This is a genomic window from Azospirillum sp. UENF 111221 (assembly GCF_058780625.1).
The window spans coordinates 2,519,199-2,537,824 of sequence record NZ_JBSNCH010000005.1; the positions used below are offsets into that span (position 1 = coordinate 2,519,199).

The 18,626-nt window shown below is 68.7% G+C and carries 17 protein-coding genes and 1 pseudogene; 13 read left to right on the forward strand and 5 right to left on the reverse strand.

Annotated features, from left to right (window positions below; translation table 11 throughout):
* Window positions 1–28: 28 nt before the first annotated feature.
* Window positions 29–1,093, reverse strand: a complete 1,065-nt coding sequence (locus ACWPN3_RS26780) for an AI-2E family transporter (RefSeq protein WP_492240066.1) — start codon at window positions 1,091–1,093, stop codon at window positions 29–31.
* Between the two features lie 221 nt (window positions 1,094–1,314).
* Here ACWPN3_RS26780 and ACWPN3_RS26785 point away from each other — a divergent pair, with 221 nt between their 5' ends.
* On the forward strand, window positions 1,315–1,842 hold the full coding sequence (locus ACWPN3_RS26785; RefSeq protein WP_492240067.1) for a CreA family protein: 528 nt from the start codon (window positions 1,315–1,317) through the stop codon (window positions 1,840–1,842).
* A gap of 27 nt (window positions 1,843–1,869) precedes the next feature.
* On the opposite strand, the gene ACWPN3_RS26790 is transcribed toward ACWPN3_RS26785, so the two are convergent.
* Window positions 1,870–2,823: a M14 family metallopeptidase gene (locus ACWPN3_RS26790; protein ID WP_492240068.1), complete on the reverse strand. Its 954-nt coding sequence runs from the start codon at window positions 2,821–2,823 to the stop codon at window positions 1,870–1,872.
* Window positions 2,824–3,121: 298 nt separating this feature from the next.
* Between ACWPN3_RS26790 and ACWPN3_RS26795 the strand changes: the two genes are divergently transcribed.
* Window positions 3,122–3,988 (forward strand): N-formylglutamate amidohydrolase, encoded by an 867-nt coding sequence (locus tag ACWPN3_RS26795; protein WP_109452119.1) that lies wholly within the window; start codon window positions 3,122–3,124, stop codon window positions 3,986–3,988.
* A gap of 88 nt (window positions 3,989–4,076) precedes the next feature.
* Here ACWPN3_RS26795 and ACWPN3_RS26800 read toward each other — a convergent pair whose 3' ends face one another.
* On the reverse strand, window positions 4,077–4,397 hold the full coding sequence (locus ACWPN3_RS26800; RefSeq protein ID WP_109452117.1) for a DUF1476 domain-containing protein: 321 nt from the start codon (window positions 4,395–4,397) through the stop codon (window positions 4,077–4,079).
* Window positions 4,398–4,587: 190 nt separating this feature from the next.
* Between ACWPN3_RS26800 and ACWPN3_RS26805 the strand changes: the two genes are divergently transcribed.
* From ACWPN3_RS26805 to ACWPN3_RS26820, 4 genes are all read left to right on the forward strand, one after another.
* The gene (locus ACWPN3_RS26805) at window positions 4,588–5,361 is read left to right on the forward strand and encodes an NRDE family protein (protein ID WP_109452115.1); all 774 of its coding nucleotides are present in this window, start codon (window positions 4,588–4,590) and stop codon (window positions 5,359–5,361) included.
* 146 nt (window positions 5,362–5,507) lie between these two features.
* Window positions 5,508–6,272, forward strand: coding sequence for a phosphoribosylaminoimidazolesuccinocarboxamide synthase (gene purC, locus ACWPN3_RS26810; RefSeq protein WP_042697247.1), 765 nt, complete (start codon window positions 5,508–5,510; stop codon window positions 6,270–6,272).
* Between the two features lie 54 nt (window positions 6,273–6,326).
* Window positions 6,327–6,569 carry a phosphoribosylformylglycinamidine synthase subunit PurS gene (gene purS, locus ACWPN3_RS26815; protein WP_014246942.1) on the forward strand — a complete coding sequence of 81 codons (243 nt, stop codon included), beginning with the start codon at window positions 6,327–6,329 and terminating at the stop codon, window positions 6,567–6,569.
* A 63-nt stretch (window positions 6,570–6,632) separates the two neighbouring features.
* A complete protein-coding gene (locus tag ACWPN3_RS26820; RefSeq protein ID WP_109452113.1) occupies window positions 6,633–7,265 on the forward strand; it encodes a DNA-3-methyladenine glycosylase family protein in 633 nt (210 codons plus the stop codon).
* A gap of 10 nt (window positions 7,266–7,275) precedes the next feature.
* Here the strand turns inward: ACWPN3_RS26820 and ACWPN3_RS26825 are convergent, their stop codons facing one another.
* The gene (locus tag ACWPN3_RS26825; RefSeq protein WP_109452111.1) at window positions 7,276–8,259 is read right to left on the reverse strand and encodes a diacylglycerol/lipid kinase family protein; all 984 of its coding nucleotides are present in this window, start codon (window positions 8,257–8,259) and stop codon (window positions 7,276–7,278) included.
* A gap of 220 nt (window positions 8,260–8,479) precedes the next feature.
* Here ACWPN3_RS26825 and ACWPN3_RS26830 point away from each other — a divergent pair, with 220 nt between their 5' ends.
* From ACWPN3_RS26830 to ACWPN3_RS26855, 6 genes and pseudogenes are all read left to right on the forward strand, one after another.
* A complete protein-coding gene (locus ACWPN3_RS26830) occupies window positions 8,480–9,328 on the forward strand; it encodes a UDP-2,3-diacylglucosamine diphosphatase (protein ID WP_109453359.1) in 849 nt (282 codons plus the stop codon).
* A pseudogene (locus ACWPN3_RS26835) lies at window positions 9,325–10,324 on the forward strand (glycosyltransferase family 4 protein). The gene ACWPN3_RS26830 and the pseudogene ACWPN3_RS26835 overlap by 4 nt, the downstream one beginning before the upstream one ends.
* Window positions 10,325–10,532: 208 nt before the next feature.
* A complete protein-coding gene (locus ACWPN3_RS26840) occupies window positions 10,533–11,819 on the forward strand; it encodes a 3-deoxy-D-manno-octulosonic acid transferase (protein ID WP_492261839.1) in 1,287 nt (428 codons plus the stop codon).
* A gap of 14 nt (window positions 11,820–11,833) precedes the next feature.
* Complete coding sequence (lpxK, locus tag ACWPN3_RS26845) at window positions 11,834–12,832, forward strand: tetraacyldisaccharide 4'-kinase (protein ID WP_492240071.1); 999 nt, start codon at window positions 11,834–11,836, stop codon at window positions 12,830–12,832.
* Window positions 12,816–13,712: an LpxL/LpxP family acyltransferase gene (locus tag ACWPN3_RS26850; RefSeq protein ID WP_492240072.1), complete on the forward strand. Its 897-nt coding sequence runs from the start codon at window positions 12,816–12,818 to the stop codon at window positions 13,710–13,712. Before lpxK ends, ACWPN3_RS26850 begins: the two co-directional genes overlap by 17 nt.
* A 34-nt stretch (window positions 13,713–13,746) precedes the next feature.
* Window positions 13,747–14,409 carry a LysE family translocator gene (locus tag ACWPN3_RS26855; protein ID WP_492240073.1) on the forward strand — a complete coding sequence of 221 codons (663 nt, stop codon included), beginning with the start codon at window positions 13,747–13,749 and terminating at the stop codon, window positions 14,407–14,409.
* 28 nt (window positions 14,410–14,437) lie between these two features.
* Here ACWPN3_RS26855 and ACWPN3_RS26860 read toward each other — a convergent pair whose 3' ends face one another.
* Window positions 14,438–15,283: a BglII/BstYI family type II restriction endonuclease gene (locus ACWPN3_RS26860; RefSeq protein ID WP_492240074.1), complete on the reverse strand. Its 846-nt coding sequence runs from the start codon at window positions 15,281–15,283 to the stop codon at window positions 14,438–14,440.
* A 187-nt stretch (window positions 15,284–15,470) separates the two neighbouring features.
* Between ACWPN3_RS26860 and ACWPN3_RS26865 the strand changes: the two genes are divergently transcribed.
* Window positions 15,471–18,587, forward strand: a complete 3,117-nt coding sequence (locus ACWPN3_RS26865; protein WP_492240075.1) for a hybrid sensor histidine kinase/response regulator — start codon at window positions 15,471–15,473, stop codon at window positions 18,585–18,587.
* Window positions 18,588–18,626 lie beyond the last annotated feature (39 nt).

Sequence of the window (18,626 nt, forward strand, 5' to 3'; positions counted from 1 at the left end):
GGAGACATGAGGGGGGCGTCGGCTCCCCTCAGTCGCCCAGCAGGGCGCCGACCGGTTTCAGCGGTTCGTGGGCGTCGAACAGGATCTTCAGGATCGCCAGGATCGGCACGGCCAGCAGCGCTCCCGGAATGCCCCAGAGCCAGCCCCAGAACAGGATCGACACGAACACTGCGATGGGGTTCAGCGACAGACGGCGGCCGACGATCATCGGAGTGAGGAAATTGCCCTCGATGGTCGTCAGCGCCACGAAGGACAGCGGCGGCAGGATGATGGTGCCGAGGCTGTCGAAGGTCAGGACCGACACCAGGAAGAGCACGCCGGTCATCACCGCCGGGCCGATGAAGGGGATGTAGTTGGCCAGCGCCACCATCACCCCCCACAGCGCCGGGTTGGGCAATCCCCACAGCCACATCAGCAGGCCGGTCGCCAGCCCCAGGATGGTATTGATGGCCGTGATGGTCAGCAGATAGGCGGCGATATTCTGCTGCAATGTCGCCGCGACCATGGCGTAATGCACCCGGTCGTCGATGTTGCGCATGGTGCCGATCAGCGCCTCCAGCGAATGCCGGCCGCGGGCGAGAAAGAAGTAGAGCAGCACCAGCAGGATCACGACATTGGCCAGCACCGTTTCGACCTGGCTGACCGCCTGCTCCATCAGCGTCGGGCCGCGCACCACCACCTCGCGCACCGGTCCGGCCTCGTTGCCGGTCTCCTTGGTGATCTGTTCGATCTGGCGCGACGCTTCGCGGGCGCGGTCGATGCCGGCGCGGATGTCGCCGAGCTTGAACTCCAGCTCGTGCATGACCCGCGGCATGCGGTTGACCCATTCCGCCGCCGGGCCCGACAGGGTGTAGACCGCCAGTAGCACCCCGCCGAACAGCGATAGCACCATGATGGCGGCGCCGATGCCTTCCGGCACGCGGACGCGGTAGAGGGCGCGGACCAGCGGCCGCAGCAGGAAACTCAGGATCAGCGCCAGCATGATCGGCAGCAGCACGTCGCGCCCGAAATACAGCGCGAACAGCAGGGCGATGACGAACAGGCCGACGGTTGCGATGGTTTGCGGATTGCGGCGATGGCCAGGCGGGGGCACGGGCTCTGTCGCCGGTTCCGGCGTTCCGGCGAGCGGAGCCTCTGGCGCAGGGGGATGCGCGGGGGGAATCGAGGCGAACTGGCTGCGGTCTGTCATCGCGGTGGCCGGACCTCCGAAGGTGGGCGCTTGACGGTGGCGCCCGATCCTCCGATCTAGGGGAGTGTTTTGCCGGACCGCGCTGCCCGCGGTCCCCGCCCGTCCTTGCCGGAGACCCAGTCGCGATGCGCAGCCCGTTTCCCCTGATGAACGTTTCCGCCGGCCTTTTGGTTCTGGGCCTGCTGACCGCCGGGCTGACGCTGCCGTCAGCAGCGGCGGCGGACGACGTGATCGGCCGCTTCTCCAACGACTGGACCGGCAACGGACTTCAGGTCCAGGCCATCGAGGACCCCAAGGTGAAGGGGATCACCTGCCATCTGGTCGATTTCGACCGCAGCCTGATCGACCGGCTGAGCAAGGGCAACTGGTTCGAGGATCCGTCGAACGCCTCCATCGCCTGCCGCCAGACCGGGGCGGTCACCGTCGGCGACATCGACCTGTCGCAGAAGGGGGAGGAGGTCTTCTCCGAACGGAAAAGCCTGATCTTCAAGTCGATCGCCATCCGCCGCATCTATGACCGGCCAAACGACACGCTGGTTTATGTGGTGTACAGCCGACAGGTGAAGGACGCTTCGGCCAAGACCTCGATCTCCACCGTGCCGCTGTTCAGCGCGAACGCGACCTGGACGAAGGGCAAGCCGGCCGTGAAGTGAGCGGCCGGTCCGGCCCCACATCCATCGTCAGCCGACGATCCGCCCCAGCCGCACCGCCGTCTGGCCGGCCTTCACACGGCGGGCGGGCATGATGAGAACGCAGTCGTTGTAAGGGGTCTGGATCGCGCGGCCGTCGTCCCAGCCGATGACGGTTCCGGCGCGGCCGATTACCTCCATCCCGACGAAGGGGGCGGTGAAGCGGAAGCGCTCGCTGGCGGCGGTGATGGCCTCGGTCACCTCGACCAGCCGCTGCGGATCGGTTCGCGGGCGCATGCGCGGACCGTTCGCCGGTCGCTCGATCATCTCCAGGCCGAGAAGCAGGCGCAGGCAGCTTTCCAGCGCCACCGTCGCGGCTTCCGTCCGCCAATGCTGGCCGCATTCGACCAGGATGGCGGTGTGCGACCCCTCGGGCTTGGCGAAGTTGCCGTAATCGATCAGTCTCTTGCCCCCGGCATGCCCGCCGTCCGCCACCACCCAGGCCGGATAGCCGAGGCCGAGCGCCAGATCGCGCCCGCGGGTGGTCCGTCCGCACAGGGTCAGCGGTGCGGTGTCCGCCGTCATCGAATGGAGATCGAGCAGCAGATCCGCCGATTCATAGACCGGCCGCAGGGCGCGGGCACGCCGAAGCTCGATGCTGTCGCGCCGGCCGTCGAGATGCTCCGGTGACCACAGCCGGTTGAAATCCTCGTCCAGATAGCGCGACGCGTAGGGGTTCTGGCGGTCGAAGGTGGCGTAGGCCGCAGTGTTGGCGAAGACGAAGGTCAGCCGCCCGCGCGTCGGCCGCAATCCCATGCGCAGCAGGGCGTCCAGCGCTATGGCGCCGCACAGTTCGTTGCCGTGGACGAGCGCGTTCAGCACCACGTGCGGCCCGGGCTCCGCCGCCGACAGGCTGGTGACGTGGTCGATGCCGGTGTTGCCGCGCCGGTAGGGCGCGATGTCGGGCGGCGTGAGTTCTACGGGGGCGAAGAGCGGGTCGGTCAAGCGGCAAGCTCGCCAGCGGTGGGCGCTCCGAACAGTATGGCGAACCAAGCGACTCCACGCCAGTGCGGGCCGGTGCGCAGCCGCGGTTTTTTTGGCTGATGCGCCTGGCGCAATGTTGCGGCGGCATGGCAGCATCATGACGAATTGCCGTCGACTGCGAGTTGACGCATGGGTTATAGGATCCGCCGGATCGATAAGGGCGGCGGTGGACGTTGCGGCACTTGGACTGGCGGTTGTTCCGCCCGGGTTTCCTGGGTGGGGGCTATCTGGTTGTGGGTCGTCTGGTCGGGGCAGGTCGATGAGCTTCGTGATCGATGACGTTCTGGTCCGCAACGACCCGGTCGGCCGGCGCCTCCCGGTGCTGTTCGATTCGCCGCACAGCGGCAGAATCTATCCCGACGATTTCCGGGTGATCTGCCCGCATCCGCTGCTGCGTCAGGCCGAGGACACCCATGTCGAGGAGCTGTTCGCCACTGCCCCCGACCATGGCGCCACCTTGCTGTGCGCGCTGTTCCCGCGCACTTGCATCGATGTGAACCGTGCCGTCGACGACATCGACCCGGCGATGATCGACGGCGATCTGCCGCTGCCGGTGCGTCCGACCCCGCGCAGCACGCTGGGCATGGGTCTGATCCGGGCCATGCTACGGCCGGGCGTGCCGCTCTATGACGGGAAGCTGCCGGCGTCGGCGGTTGCCGACCGCATCGACCGCTATTACCGCCCGTACCACGCCCAGATGCGGATGGCGCTGGACGGGCTGGCGGAGCGGTTCGGCGCCGTGTGGCACGTCAACTGCCATTCCATGCCGTCGTCGCTGCGGCCGGACGGGCGCGATCCGCTGGCGGTGGATTTCGTCATCGGCGACCGCGACGGCACCACCAGCGAGCCGGGTTTCGTCCGGCTGGTGGCGGACACCCTGCGCGGCCTCGGCCATCGGGTGGCGATCAACGATCCTTACAAAGGCGTGGAACTGCTGGCGCGCTATGGCGAGCCGGCGCGTGGCCGCCATTCGATCCAACTGGAGATCAACCGCCGCCTCTACATGAACGAGGAGACGCTGGAGCGCCACGATGGCTTCGCCCGGCTGAAGGGCGACATCGACACGCTGATCCGCCGCATCGCCGACTATGCCGGCCAGCGCGTCCTGCACCGCGCAGCGGAGTAGGCGCCCCGCCGGGATCGGGTCGGCGGGGTCGCGAAGGACGTGCGGAGGCCCGTTCCCGTCAGGCCCGATCCACTCAGGCCCGTTCCACTCAGGACTGCGTGACCTGCTGGCGCGCGATGTCCAGGAAATGCGCCATCTGCTTTTCGACGCGGTGGTCGGAGATGTCGACCCCGCGGGCGTGCAGGTCTGCGCTCAGCTTGTCCCGGATGTCGTGCGGGCCGGGGGTCGCGATGTCGGTGTCCACGATCTGGCGGGCATAGGCCTCGGCGTCGCCACCGGACAGCCCCATCAGGTCGGCGGCCCATTCGCCGGCCAGCCGGTCGCGCCGGGCGCGGATGCGGAAGAGCAGGTCCTCGTCGTGCTGGAACTTGTTCTCGAAAGCCTTTTCGCGGTCGTCGAAGGTCGTCATGGGGACCCAGGCTCCTTTATTGGTTTCGCTCCCTTATATGAAGATAATATAGCCCGACGGCGGCTGTCGTCACTGCCCCGCCGCGTCGCACCCGCGGATATTCTGCAGAGCCTCCCCGGTCGGCGGGATACCCTCGGATGCCGCCGAAGACGGGCACGACAAAAGACTCGAACGAAAGACAGGGCAAGGCATGTGCAGTGTGATTCTCCTGCGGCGACCCGATGCAACTTGGCCGCTGGTCGTCGCCGGGAACCGTGACGAGATGGTGGGGCGCCCCTGGTTGCCACCGGCCCGCCACTGGCCCGACCGACCCAACGTGGTCGCCGGGCTGGACGAGCTGGCCGGCGGTTCCTGGATGGGGCTGAACGACGAGGGGGTGGTGGCGGTCATCCTCAACCGCTTCGGCACGCTGGGGCCGGAGGCCGGCAAGCGGTCGCGCGGCGAACTGGTGCTGGATGCGCTCGACCATGCCGATGCCGCCGATGCGGCGCGCAGCTTCGCCGATCTCGACATCCGCGCCTACCGCCCGTTCAATCTGGTGGTCGCCGACAACCGCGACGCTTTCCTGGTCGTCCACCGCGGCGCCAACCCGCGTCACCGGCCGGAGGTGTCGTCGATCCCCGCCGGCGTACACATGCTGACCGCCTTCGAGATGGACGACCCGCAGGACCCGCGCACCGCCTTCTACCGTCCGCTGTTCGAGCATGCCATTCCGCCGACCCTCGACGCGCTCGACGCGGAGAGCTTCGCCTGGGGCGGCTGGCCGGAACTGATGGGCAGCCGCATCTGGGAGGGCACGCCGGACGAGCGCGGCGCCATGGATTTCCTGCTGCCGAGCGGCTTCGGAACCTCGTCCAGCTCGCTTCTCGCGGTGCCGCGGGTGGAGCGTCCCGACCTGAACCCGATCTGGCACTTCGCTCCCGGCCGGCCGCATGCGGTGGACTATGCGCCGGTGGAGCTGTGAGGCGGCGGAGCTGTAAACCGGCGGCACAATCCTGCCCTCCAGCCCCCGTCGTTGTGTTCGTGCACCCGGCTTGCTATATCACTCAGGCACATTCCTGGGCCGGCAAGCTCGCTTGACCGGTCCTTACGTATTTGGACGAAGATACGATGACACGACGCCGGCGCATCTACGAAGGCAAGGCCAAGGTACTCTTCGAAGGGCCGGAGCCGGGCACCCTGGTGCAGTACTTCAAGGACGACGCCACCGCCTTCAACAACCAGAAGAAGGGCGTCATCACCGGCAAGGGGGTGCTGAACAACCGCATCTCCGAGTATCTGATGAGCCGTCTGTCCGAGATCGGCGTGCCCACGCACTTCATGCGCCGCCTGAACATGCGCGAGCAGCTGGTGCGCGAGGTGGAGATCATCCCGATCGAGGTCGTCGTCCGCAACGTCGCCGCCGGCAGCCTGTCGCGCCGCTTCGGCATTCCCGAAGGCACGCCGCTGCCGCGGTCGATCATCGAATACTACTACAAGTCGGACGAGCTGAACGACCCGATGGTCTCGGAGGAGCACATCACCGCCTTTGGTTGGGCGGCTCCCCAGGATCTCGACGACATGGTCGCGCTCAGCTTGCGCGTGAACGACTATCTGTCCGGCCTCTTCCTCGGCATCGGGCTCAAGCTGGTCGACTTCAAGCTGGAGTTCGGCCGTCTGTGGGAGAACGAGGAGATGCGGATCGTCCTGGCGGACGAGATCAGCCCCGACAACTGCCGCCTGTGGGACGTCAAGACCAACGAGAAGCTGGACAAGGACCGGTTCCGCCAGGATCTGGGCCGTGTCGAGGAAGCCTATCAGGAGGTCGCGCGGCGCCTCGGCATCCTGCCGGAAGGCGGGCCGAGCGACGTCAAGGGTCCCAAGACGATCCAGTGACCGCCATCCAGCAACCACCCCTCCACCCAACACCGTAAAGCGAGCGGACATCCGATGAAGGCCAAGGTTCACGTCACCCTCAAGCGCGGCGTTCTCGACCCCCAGGGCAAGGCCATTGCGCACGCGCTGCACACGCTGGGCTTCGACGGCGTCGAGGACGTCCGCGCCGGCAAGGTGATCGAGCTGCAGCTCAAGAGCACCGACGAGGCGACCGCCCGCAAAGAGGTCGAGGCGATGTGCAGCAAGCTGCTCGCCAACACCGTGATCGAGGACTACGCCATCGAGCTGGTGGCCTGATCCGCCGGCAGCCTTGATTAAGCGGTTTCTTGATTCAGCGGTTTCCGGAGTGGAGCGCGGCAGATGAGTGTTGACCATCTGGCCGCGCTCGACCCCATTTTCGCCGAATGCTTGCGCGTCGGCGGCCCGGTGATCCGGGATTTCAGCCGGCCGACCGGATTCGTCGGCCTGCTGCGCATGGTGATGGAGCAGCAGCTTTCCACCAAGGTTGCGCTGGCGCTCTGGGCCAAGCTGCAGGACCGGCTGGGCGGCACCGTCACCCCCGACGCCATCCTGGCGCTCGACGACGACAGCTTGCGCGCTTGCGGTTTCTCCCGCCAGAAGATCGGCTACGCCCGCGGCCTCGCCGAGGCGGTGGCGAGCGGCCGGCTCGATTTCGACATCATCCACGACCTGCCCGACGAGGAGGCGATTGCCCGGCTCGTCGCGCTGAAGGGCATCGGCCGCTGGAGCGCCGAGGTCTACCTGATGACCACGCTCGACCGGCCGGACATCTGGCCCATCGGCGATCTGGCGATTCAGCTGGGCGTCCAGCGGCTGAAGGGCTGGGCGGACAAGCCGAATGCTAAGCAGCTGATCGAGGTGGCGGAGCCGTGGCGGCCCCATCGCTCACTGGCGGCTCGGCTGGTCTGGCACCATTACGTGGCGTTGCAGGAGCAGGCACGGGCGGCGCGGGGCTTGCCGCCGTCGCGGTGATCGGAAAACCTCACCCAGCCAGCACCGGCAACCGCCACCCCGCGAGCGCGATCTCCACCGGCAACCGCGCCAGAACGTCGCCGTCGCCCTGCACCGCATCGGCGAACAGCCCGTCGCCGGCCGGCCCCTCGATCCGAACGCGCCTGGCCGTCACCACCCGATAATCCGGAAAGCGCGCCAGCCGCCCGGCGGTGACGCCCCAGACATAGCGCAGCGCGTTCAGCCGCCCGCCGCGCGGGAATAGGCAGACATGCAGCTCCGGCTCCGTCAGCCGCGCATCGGGTGCGCAGATGAAGCGGCCGCCGTAGAAATGCCCCTTGGCGACGATGACCGACGCCACCTCCTGCGGTTCGCCCCAGCCGTCGCCATTATCCAGAGTGACCCGATAGCGGTGGTCGGGCCGGGTCGCCAGTTGCACCAGCGTCTCGGCGACATAGGCGCCCTTGCCGATCAGCCGCTTCACCCGGGGATCGACCCGCTCCACCACCCGCGCGTCCAGCCCGACCCCGGCCATCAGCGAGAACACCCGTCCGTTGGCCTGCGCCGGCCAGATCATCGTCCGCCGTCCGCTGGCAATCGCCGTTGCGATGCGCTCCGCATCCATCGTCAGGCCCAGTTCGGCCGCCAGCACGTTGGCGGTGCCCATTGGCACGATGCCGAGCGGCAGCGGCCGACCCGCCTCGGCATGGGCGGCCAGCCCGTTGATGACCTCGTTGATGGTGCCGTCGCCGCCGGCCGCCACCACCGCATCCACCTCGGCGGGATCGGCCGCGCGGGCAAACGCCTCCGCATCGCCGCGCCTGCCGGTCGGCCTGACGGTGACGCCGATGCCGCGGGCCTCCAACCGGGCGACCACCGCGCGAAGCCGCCGTGCCCGCCGCCCGCCGGCAGTCGGGTTGTGGATCACCAGCAGCCGTCGCATGTCGATGGCCGCATCCTCGCCGCTGCCCATGCCAACCGCCGGACTTTCATCCATCAGAACCGTGTCGCGCACCAATTCGTTCTCCCTGGCCGGCGCGAAGGGCGCCTTCTGTTGCAGAACAGTGAAGGGCTCGTGGCGGTTCCATTGCAGTAAAACTGCGGCGGTATGACGATAGCCCAAATCGTTGTGACGAATAGGTGCGGGTGTTTCAAATCATTGTCAAGGAGTGCCTCTTTCCTTTATACGGCAGTTGTCTTGATGGCCATCGGCCATGGCGACGACGGAGCGGAAGATGGACGCCGTCCCAGCGGTCAAGCGGTACCGCAGCATTTGGATATCCGACGTTCATCTTGGAACGCGCGGCTGTCAGGCGGAACTGCTTCTCGATTTCCTGAAGCACACCGAATCGGATCACCTGTACCTGGTCGGCGACATCGTCGATGGCTGGCGGCTGAAGAAAAGCTGGTACTGGCCGCAGGCCCACAATGACGTGGTGCAGAAGATCATGCGCCGCGCCCGCAAGGGGGTGGAGGTCTATTACATCCCCGGCAACCATGACGAGGCGGCGCGCGATTACGTCGGGCTGCAGTTCGGCGGCGTGCATGTGGTGGACGAATGGGTCCACACCACCGCCGACGGCCGCCGCCTGCTGATCACCCACGGCGACAAGTTCGACGCGGTGGTGCGCTACGCCAAGTGGCTGGCCCTGCTCGGCGACCACGCCTACGTCACGCTGCTGCACGTCAACACCCTGTTCAACTGGGTGCGCCGCAAGCTCGGCTTCAATTACTGGTCGCTGTCGGCCTACCTGAAGCACAAGGCGAAGACCGCGGTCGAATTCATCGGCAAATACGAAGAGGCGCTCGGCGAGGAGGCCCGCCGCCGCAAGGTCGACGGCGTCGTCTGCGGCCACATCCACACCGCTGAGATGCGCGACATCGAAGGAATCCTCTATTGCAACGACGGCGATTGGGTCGAGTCCTGCACCGCCTTGGTCGAGCACGACAGTGGCGCGCTGGAAATCATCCACTGGACGGAGGTCATGGCGCAGCGGCTTGCCACCACCGGTCCCAGCAGCAGTCCCACCGGCGGCAAGATCAAGGCGAAGGAACTCACGGCGAAGGAACGGGAAGCGGCGTGAACATCCTGATCGTCAGCGACGCCTGGCACCCGCAGGTGAACGGCGTCGTGCGCACCATCGGCACCGTGCGCGCGGAGCTGGAGGCGATGGGCCACAGCGTCGAGGTGATCGGCCCCGACCGCTTCCGCACCCTGCCGATGCCGACATATCCGGAAATCCGGCTGGCGCTGGGGGCGAAGCGGCGGTTGTGGGCGATGATCGACGGCCTGCGGCCCGACTGCATCCACATCGCCACCGAAGGGCCGTTGGGCTTTGCCGCCCGGTCCTATTGCCTGAAGCACGGCAAGCCCTTTACCACCGCCTACCACACCCGCTTTCCCGAATATGTGCGCGACCGCGCCCCGATCCCGCTGGCGCTGTCCTATGCGGTGGTGCGCCGCTTCCACAAGCCGTCCTCGGCGGTGATGGTGGCGACCCAGACCATCGAGGACGCGCTGACGACCCGCGGCTTCGCCAACATCCGCCGCTGGACCCGCGGAGTCGACACCGAGCTGTTCCGGCCCCGCGACAAGGACTTCCTCGATCTGCCGCGTCCGGTGTCGATGTATGTCGGGCGCGTGGCGGTGGAAAAGAACCTGGAGGATTTCCTGCGCCTCGACCTGCCCGGCACCAAGGTGGTGGTGGGCGACGGCCCGGCGCGGGAGGAGTTGCAGCGCAAGTATCCGGCCGTCCATTGGGTCGGCGCCAAGCATGGCGAGGAGTTGGCGAGGCATTATGCCGCCGCCGACGTCTTCGTCTTCCCGTCGCGCACCGACACCTTCGGGCTGGTGCTGCTGGAGGCGCTGGCGTCCGGCGTGCCGGTGGCGGCCTATCCGGTGCCTGGACCGCTGGACGTGGTGGACGGCTCCGGCGCCGGCTGCCTGGACGAGGATTCTGAAGCGCGCGGTCGAAGGGGCGCTGGCGATCCCGGCGCAGACCTGCCGCGACTATGCGCTGGGCTACTCCTGGCGCCGCTCGGCCGAACAGTTCCTGTCGAACCTGCGACCCTTTTCGTAAGCGGGAAGCATTCGGGATGCGCCGCAGCCTTTTCCGCGCGGTTGGCGCTTGTGACGCTTTGAGGGAGCGATGAGGGGCCTGCGTCGCACCGGCCCCTGTTACGGAACCGTTGCCGCGTGCTAAGGTGCCGCCGGGCGCGTCGCCGGTGGTCCGTATCAGGGGCACCGGCAACGCGCCCGTTGTCGTACGTCTCCTGTTCCGGGCCTTGATGCTGCATTCCCTCTACCGTGGCCTGACGACCGTTGCCGGGCCGGCGGTGCGCCTCTATCTCGACCGGCGCCGTGCTGCCGGCAAGGAAGACCCCGCGCGCCAGGCGGAGCGGTTCGGCATGGCATCGCAAGCCCGGCCGGCCGGTCCGCTGGTCTGGATCCACGCGGCCAGCGTGGGGGAGGCGAACTCGGTCCTCGTGCTGGTCGGCCGGCTGCTGGACGGCGCGCCCGACCTGACCGTGCTGATGACCACCGGCACCGTCACCTCGGCCGAGCTGATGGGCCGGCGGCTGCCGCGGCGTGCGATCCACCAGTATGTGCCGGTCGATCTGCCGGGCGCGGTCGACCGTTTCCTCGAACACTGGCGGCCCGACGCGGTGTTGTGGACGGAATCGGAGATCTGGCCGAACCTGCTGGCCGGTATCCGCGCCCGATCCATCCCCGCCGCGCTGGTCAATGCCCGCATGTCCGAACGCAGCTTCTCGCGCTGGCGCAACGTGCCGGGGCTGATCGGCGGCCTGCTGTCGACCTTCCAGGTGACGCTGGCCCAGACCGAAGGCGATGCGGAGCGGCTGCGCCGGCTCGGCGCCTCCGGTGTCGCCAGCGTCGGCAACCTGAAATTCTCCGCCGAGCCTCCCCCCGCCGTTGCCGACGCGATGGAGCCGCTGCGGGCATCCCTGGCCGGCCGGCCCGTCTGGCTGCTCGCCAGTTCCCACCCTGGCGAGGACGAGATCGCCGCGGCGGTCCACACCGCGCTGGCCCCCGTGCTGCCCGGGCTGCTGACGGTCGTCGCCCCGCGCCATGCCCATCGCGGCAACTCCATCGCGGAGCTGATGCGGGCGCGCGGGCTGCCGGTTCTTCAACGGACCGCCGGGCATCGCCTGCCGGGTCCCGAGCATGCCGTCTATGTCGCCGACACCATGGGCGAGCTTGGGCTGTTCTACCGTGCGGCACCGGTGGTGTGCATGGGCGGCTCCTTCATCCCCCATGGTGGACAGAACCCGGTGGAGCCGGCGCAGCTGGGCTGTGCCGTGCTGTACGGGCCGCACATGTTCAATTTCGGCGAGATCACCCACATGCTGGAAGCCGCCGGCGGCGCCCTGCCGGTGGCGGACGGCGAGGCGCTGGCCCGCGAGGCGCGCCGGCTGCTGACCGATGACCGTGCACGAGACCGCATCGTCGCGGGTGCGGCACGGGTGACCGCCGACAACCGGCGGATCATCGACCGGGCGCTGGCGGCGCTGGCCCCGGTGCTGGGCGCGGCCGGCATCCGGACGGCTGCCTGAGGGGACGCGCCGCCGTGAAGACCCCCGCCTTTTGGTACCGGCCGCCCGGTCTCGCCTCCACCCTGTTGGCACCGCTGGGTGCGCTCTATGGGCTGGCCGGGCGGCGGCGCATCGCCGGAACCGTTCCGCGCAAGGTCGGCGTTCCGGTGGTCTGCGTCGGCAATCTGGTGGCGGGCGGCGCCGGCAAGACGCCGGTCGGGCTGTCTGTGATTGCGGCCTTGCAGGCCCGCGGTGTCGCCGTCCATGCGCTGACCCGCGGCCATGGCGGGCGGGAGGCTGGTCCGCTGGCGGTCGATCCCGGCCGCCACACCGCCGCCGACGTCGGCGACGAGGCGCTGCTGCTGGCCGGGGCGGCGCCCTGCTGGGTGGCGCGCGACCGGTTGGCTGGGGCGGAGCGCGCGGTTGCCGCCGGAGCCAAGGCAATCGTCATGGATGACGGCTTCCAGAACCCGGCCCTGCACAAGGATTTGTCGCTGATCGTGGCAGACGGGGCGGTCGGTTTCGGCAACGGCCGGCTGGTTCCGGCGGGGCCGCTGCGGGAACGGGTGGCCGACGGCCTCGCCCGCGCCGATGCGCTGGTGATCCTGGGCGAGGACCGTCACGGTCTGGCGGCGCTGGCCGGCGGACGCCCGGTGCTGACCGCCCGGCTGGAGCCCGATCCGGAGGCCGCCGCCCGTCTCGCCGGGCGCGACGTGCTGGCCTTCGCCGGCATCGGCCGGCCGGAGAAGTTCTTCGCGACGCTGGAGGCGCTCGGCGCCCGCATCGCGGAGCGGGTGCCCTTCGCCGACCATCACCCCTACCGTCCGGCCGAGGTGGCGGCGCTGCTCGACCGCGCCGCGGCGTTGGGCGCCGTGCCCGTCACCACCGCCAAGGACGCCATCCGCCTGCCGCCGGAGTTGCGGGCGAAGATCGCCGTCCTGCCGGTGTCGGTGCGCTGGGCCGATGAGAGCGCGCTCGCCGCGCTGCTGACGCATGTTTCGCTGAAAGGAAGCCCCGATGGCCAAGCCGCGTAGCCCGTTTCAGAAATGGCTGACGCGCCGCATCGGCTATCCGGTGGAGGCGCTGCTGGTCCATGGCGTCTGCGGTCTGTTCCGGATGCTGCCGCTCGACCGCGCATCGGCGCTCGGCGGCTGGATCGGCCGGACGGTGGGGCCGTGGCTGCCCAACAGCGCCCGTGCCCGGCGCAACCTGACCCGCGCCTTCCCCGAGAAGAGCGGGGCGGAGATCGAGGCGATCATTCGCGGCATGTGGGACAATCTCGGCCGCACCATCGCCGAATATCCGCATCTGGAGCAGATCGGCCGTGAACGGATCGAGGTGGTCGGCATCGAGCATGTCGATGCGCTGCGCGAGGACGGCAAGGCCGGTATCCTGGTCTCCGGCCATCTGGCGAACTGGGAGGTCCAGTCGGTCGCCTCCCGCATGCTGGGGCTGGAGCTGGGGCTGGTCTATCGCGCGCCCAACAACCCGATGGTCGGTGAACTGCTGGTGAAGCTGCGCGGGGCGGCGACCGGCATGCAGATTCCCAAGGGGCCGGACGGTGCCAGGATCCTACTGCGTCACCTGACCAGGGGCGGCCATGTCGGCATGCTGATCGACCAGAAGATGAACGACGGCATTCCGGTGCCTTTCTTCGGTCGCGACGCCATGACGGCTCCGGCGGCTGCCGTCCTCGGCATGAAGATGCAGCTCCCGCTGTGTCCGGCGCGGACCGAGAGGCTGGAGGGGGCCCATTTCCGCGTCACCGTCCTGCCGCCGGAGGAATACCCGACCAGCGGCGACCGCAATGCGGATGCGCGAATTCTTATGGAAAGGCTGAACCGACTGTTGGAGGATTGGATCCGCGACCGGCCGGCGCAATGGTTGTGGATCCACCGCCGCTGGCCCGACTGAGCACCCGAACCTCTCGCCGAAGGTCCGTCCTGCGATGACCCTGCCGCTCGACCTCCACCTGCTGCAACTCTATATGGTCGCCGTCTGTGTGCTGGTCCTGGCACCGGGACCGGACTCGCTTCTGGTGCTGACCCGCAGCATCGCCGATGGCCGGCAGGCGGGCGTGGTGGCCACCATCGGCATCTGCGTCGGCAACACCGTCCATTCGCTGCTGGCCGCCGCCGGCATCTCCGCCCTGATCGCGGCGTCGGCGTCGCTGTTCGACCTGCTGCGCTATGCCGGCGGCGCCTATCTCGCCTGGATCGGCCTGCGGTCGCTGTGGAGCGTCTGGACCAGCCGCGGAGCCGAGCCCGTTCCGTCCATCGAGGCCCCGGCCCCGGCGGGCACCTCCCGCGTCTTCGTCCAGGCGCTGCTGACCAACCTGCTGAACCCGAAGATCATCCTGTTCCAGCTGGCCTTCGTGCCCCAGTTCATCGCCCCGGAGCTGGGCCATGTGGCGTTGCAGACCTTCATCCTTGGCAACATCATCTCGGTGCTGGGCGGTCTCTATCTGGTCGGCATCGCGGCACTCAGTGCCGGGGCCGCGCGGCGCGTCCTGTCCAGCCCGCGGGTCCGCACGGCGCTGGACGGCATCGCCGGCGTCCTGTTCCTGGGCTTCGCGGTGCGGCTGCTGCTGACCGACCGCAAATTCGCGTGAAGAAGCCGGTGAGGGCTCCCTGGCGCCCTCACCACAGATCGTCCTCGTCCTCCGCACCGGTATCGACATCGAAGGTCGCGGCCTGCCGGACCACCGGATGGCTGTCCTTCCAGTCGTCGAAATCCGACACCAGCGCCGGACGGATGCCGAGCGCCAGCACCGGGCAGCCGCCGCCGCGGCCGGCATCCAGCCGGTAAAGCAGCTTCTTCATCCAGGTGGTGCTGGCACCGTACTTGTTCTGGAAATTCTTCATCTCGACCCGCCGCGCCACCTCGGTGAACAGCGGGATCAGCTCGGCGCTGCGGGTCAGCAGGACGCCGGCATTGATGATGCCGCATTCGTAGAAGGTGCGGGCGGCGTAGAGGTCACGGTCGAAGGTCTGGTCCTTGCTGTTCCATTCCAGGTCGAAGGACACCCGTCCCTTCACGAAGTCGATCTTGTGCCCGTCGATGAAGCCGTTGACCTTGTACAGCTCCTCGCGCTGGCGCTGTTCGGTGACGGTCCGGCCGCGGTTCTTGCCGGCGACGCGGCGTTTCTCCTCGTGCGTCACGATCATCTTGGTGATGAACAGGTCGCCGCGGATGCGCGTCTCGTTCCAGCCCAGCGGGTTCAGCATCCGCTCCATCGTCTTGGCGATCTGCGATTTGTTGCCTCCGGACGCCACGATGTCCTCGGTGCGGATGCGAAACTCCATCAGCCGTTCGGTGATCTCGCGGAACTCGGCCGTGCAGGCATGGGCCAGGATGCGCGCGGCGTTGCGGTAGCTGTGCACCTCGTACAGATCGAGGAAGCCGGGCGGGAACAGGTCGCCCAGGTCGGGATCCCGCGCCTCGATCAGCGGGGCCTTGTCGTGGATGCAGGCAAGCAGGTTCATGACGGCACATGCGCGATGGAAAACGGCGCCACCATGGCGGCTGCCGCCCGGCAAATCCACCCTTTCAGCCCGATGGCCGCCGGAGGGGGCCGAACTGGCGGCCATTCCCCGACATATGCTAAGGTCGCCGGCGCTTTGGGCCGCGTGTCGGGGTGGAAAAGCGCGGCAAGTTCGGCGGGGGACCGTGATGAGCGACGAATTCCTGTTCGCGGAGGAGGAGCCCGCCGTCGAGGCGGTTGCCGAGGCTGCGGAGCCGGTCGAACCCTGGCTGATCCTGATCGTCGACGACGACCCGGCCATCCATGCGACCACCAAGATGGTGCTGCGCGGCTTCACCTTTGAAGGACGCCCGGCGCAGTTCCTGTCGGCCGCCACCGCGGCGGAGGCACGCGGGGTGCTGCGCGACAACCCGGCCATCGCGGTGATCCTGCTGGACGTCGTGATGGAATCCGACGATGCCGGTCTGCGGCTGGTCCGCTACATCCGCAGCGAGCTGAGCAACCGCCGTGTGCGCATCATCCTGCGCACCGGCCAACCGGGGCAGGCGCCGGAACGCGACGTTATCCTCAGCTACGACATCAACGATTACAAATCGAAGACCGAGCTGACGGCGCAGAAGCTGTTCACCTCTGTGGTCGCCGCGCTGCGCGGCTATCAGGACATCACCGCCATCGAGGATCACCGGGAGGGGCTGGAGCGCATCCTGGACTCCTCCTCCACCCTGCTGGGCAAGCGGACGATGGCGGAGTTCGTCCGCCATGCCGTGGCCCAGATCGTCGGCGTCTGCCCGCCGGCCAATGGACTGATGTCGGGTGGGGTGTCGGGCGGGGTGGCGCTGGTCAGCCGCCTGTGCGACGGGCCGCGGCCGTCGGAGCCGCTGGTGCTGGGCGGTGCCGGCTGCCATGTCGGGATGGAGGGGATCCCGCTGTTCCTGGCGCTGCCGCCCGACGCGGCGCAGGCGGTGACCGCAGCGCTGGCCGATGGCCGCAACCGCTATGAGCGCGGGCACAGCGTCCTGGTCTTCCGCTCCGCCACCCGCCGGCACGACACCGTGGTCTATCTCGGGCATGGCCGCGCCCTGACGGCCGACGAGCGGCGGCTGCTGGAGGTGTTCTGCGCCAAGGTCGCCATCGGCTTCGACAACGTCCACCTGTACGAGGAACTGACCGAGCTGAACCGCAGCCTGGAACGGCAGGTGGCGGAGCGCACGCAGGATCTGGTGGCGGCGCGCGTGGCGGCGGAGGCGGCACGGTCGGAGGCGGAGGCGGCCAATCAGGCGAAGTCGCTGTTCCTGGCGACGATGAGCCACGAAATCCGCACGCCGATGAACGGCATCCAGGGCATGCTGGAGTTGCTGGAGCACACCAGCCTGACCGGCGACCAGCGCGAACTGGTCAGCGTGGTGCGGGAATCGGCCGGCGCCCTGCTGACCATCATCAACGACATCCTCGACTTCTCAAAGATCGAGGCCGGCCGGCTCGACCTGGAGCGGGTGCCGGTGGCGCTCGCCAATGTGGTGGAGGGGGTGGCCGACACGCTGGCGCCGGGGGCCAGGGCCAAGGGGCTGTCGCTGGTCACCTACATCGACCCCGACCTGCCGGCGGAGGTCGTCGGCGATCCGGTCCGCATCCGGCAGGTGCTGTTCAACATCGCCGGCAATGCGGTGAAGTTCACCCAGTCCGGCTCGGTCACCGTGCGGGTGGAACTGGCGCATTTCGACGGCGACCGCGTCATCATCCGCGTCGCGGTGACCGACACCGGCATCGGCATCTCCAGGGAAAACCAGACCCGCCTGTTCCGCCCCTTTACCCAGGCGGAGGCATCGACCACCCGCCGCTTCGGCGGCACCGGGCTGGGGCTGTCGATCTGCCGGCGCCTGGCCGAACTGATGGGCGGCGACATCGGCGTCAACAGCGAGGTCAATGTCGGCTCCACCTTCTGGTTCACCTTCGCCGCCGATCTGGTTGCGGTGGACGAACCGGCCGTGACGCAGCGGGCGCCGCTGCAGGGGGTGACCGTCCTGCTCCTGGCGGCGGATGCGCAGGAGCGTGGCTTTCTCGCCCGCTATCTGAACGCCGACGGCGCGCAGGTGGTGGAGGCGGCCGACGCCGACGCCGCCTTGCGCACCCTGTTGCCGACCGCCGCCTGCGATGTTCTGGTCGCCACGCTCGGCACCGACACCGCGGCGCTGGACCGCGATCCGCGCGGCCGGGTGCGCGGGCGCGTGGTGATCGGTGGCGACGCGCTGAGTTCCGGCGATGCGGCGGAGCTTGGTGCCTCCGGTGCCGGCACAATGGTGCTCGGCCGGCCGGTGCGCCGGGTCGGGCTGGTCCGCGCCATCCTGGCCGCCGCCGGCCGGATGGCGGCAGGGGAGGGCGGGCGCGCCGACCGGCAACCCGCGCCGGAGCCCGCCGCCCCGGCCGCCGGCCGCCGCCGACTGCCCACGGTGGAGGAGGCGCGGGCACGGGGCCGGCTGATCCTGGTAGCGGAAGACCATCCGACCAACCGTCAGGTCATCCAGCGCCAGCTGACCCTGCTCGGCCATGTGATGGAGACCGCGGAGGACGGTGCCCAGGCGCTGGCCCTGTGGCGGGCCGGCGGCCATGGCCTGCTGCTGACCGACTGCCAGATGCCGGAGATGGACGGCATGGAGCTGGCCCGCAGCATCCGCGCCGCGGAGGGGGAAAGCGGGGCTCGCCTGCCCATCGTCGCCATCACCGCCAACGCGACGGAGAACGAGGCCCAGCTTTGCCTTCTCGCGGGCATGGACGACACGCTGGCGAAACCGGTCAGCCTTGCCGACCTGCGCCGGGTGGTGGACCGTTTCCTGCCGCCGGTGGACGGCGAAAGCGGGGAGGGTGAGGAATTGGACGATCCGTTGCAGAGCAAGGTACCGGTGACCGGCGGGTTGCAGCAACCGGAACCTCAGCCCTCGCCCCGGCATGCTCCTGCCGCCGCTCCCGTCATCGCCGATTTGCCGCCGCTCGATCTTGAGGCGCTGACCGCGCTGTTCGACGGCGACAGCGAGTTCGTCCGGCATCTGCTGGGGGAGTTCGTGACCTCCAACAGCGCTTCGCACCATTGGCTGGTCGACGCGCTGGCCGGCGAGATCTGGGACGAGGTTCGGCAGGCCGCCCACAAGCTGGCGGGGTCCTCGCGCACCGTCGGCGCCCGCGACCTTGCCGCCGCCGCCGATGCGGTGGAACTGGCGGTGATCGACCACCGGCTCGACGGCATCGCCGACATGGTCGCCCGTATCGGCGTGGAGCTGGACCGGGTCGTCGCCCACATCGAAACGGTCTGAGCCCGCACCCGCCGCGGCTGTAGCGAAACCGACATCAGC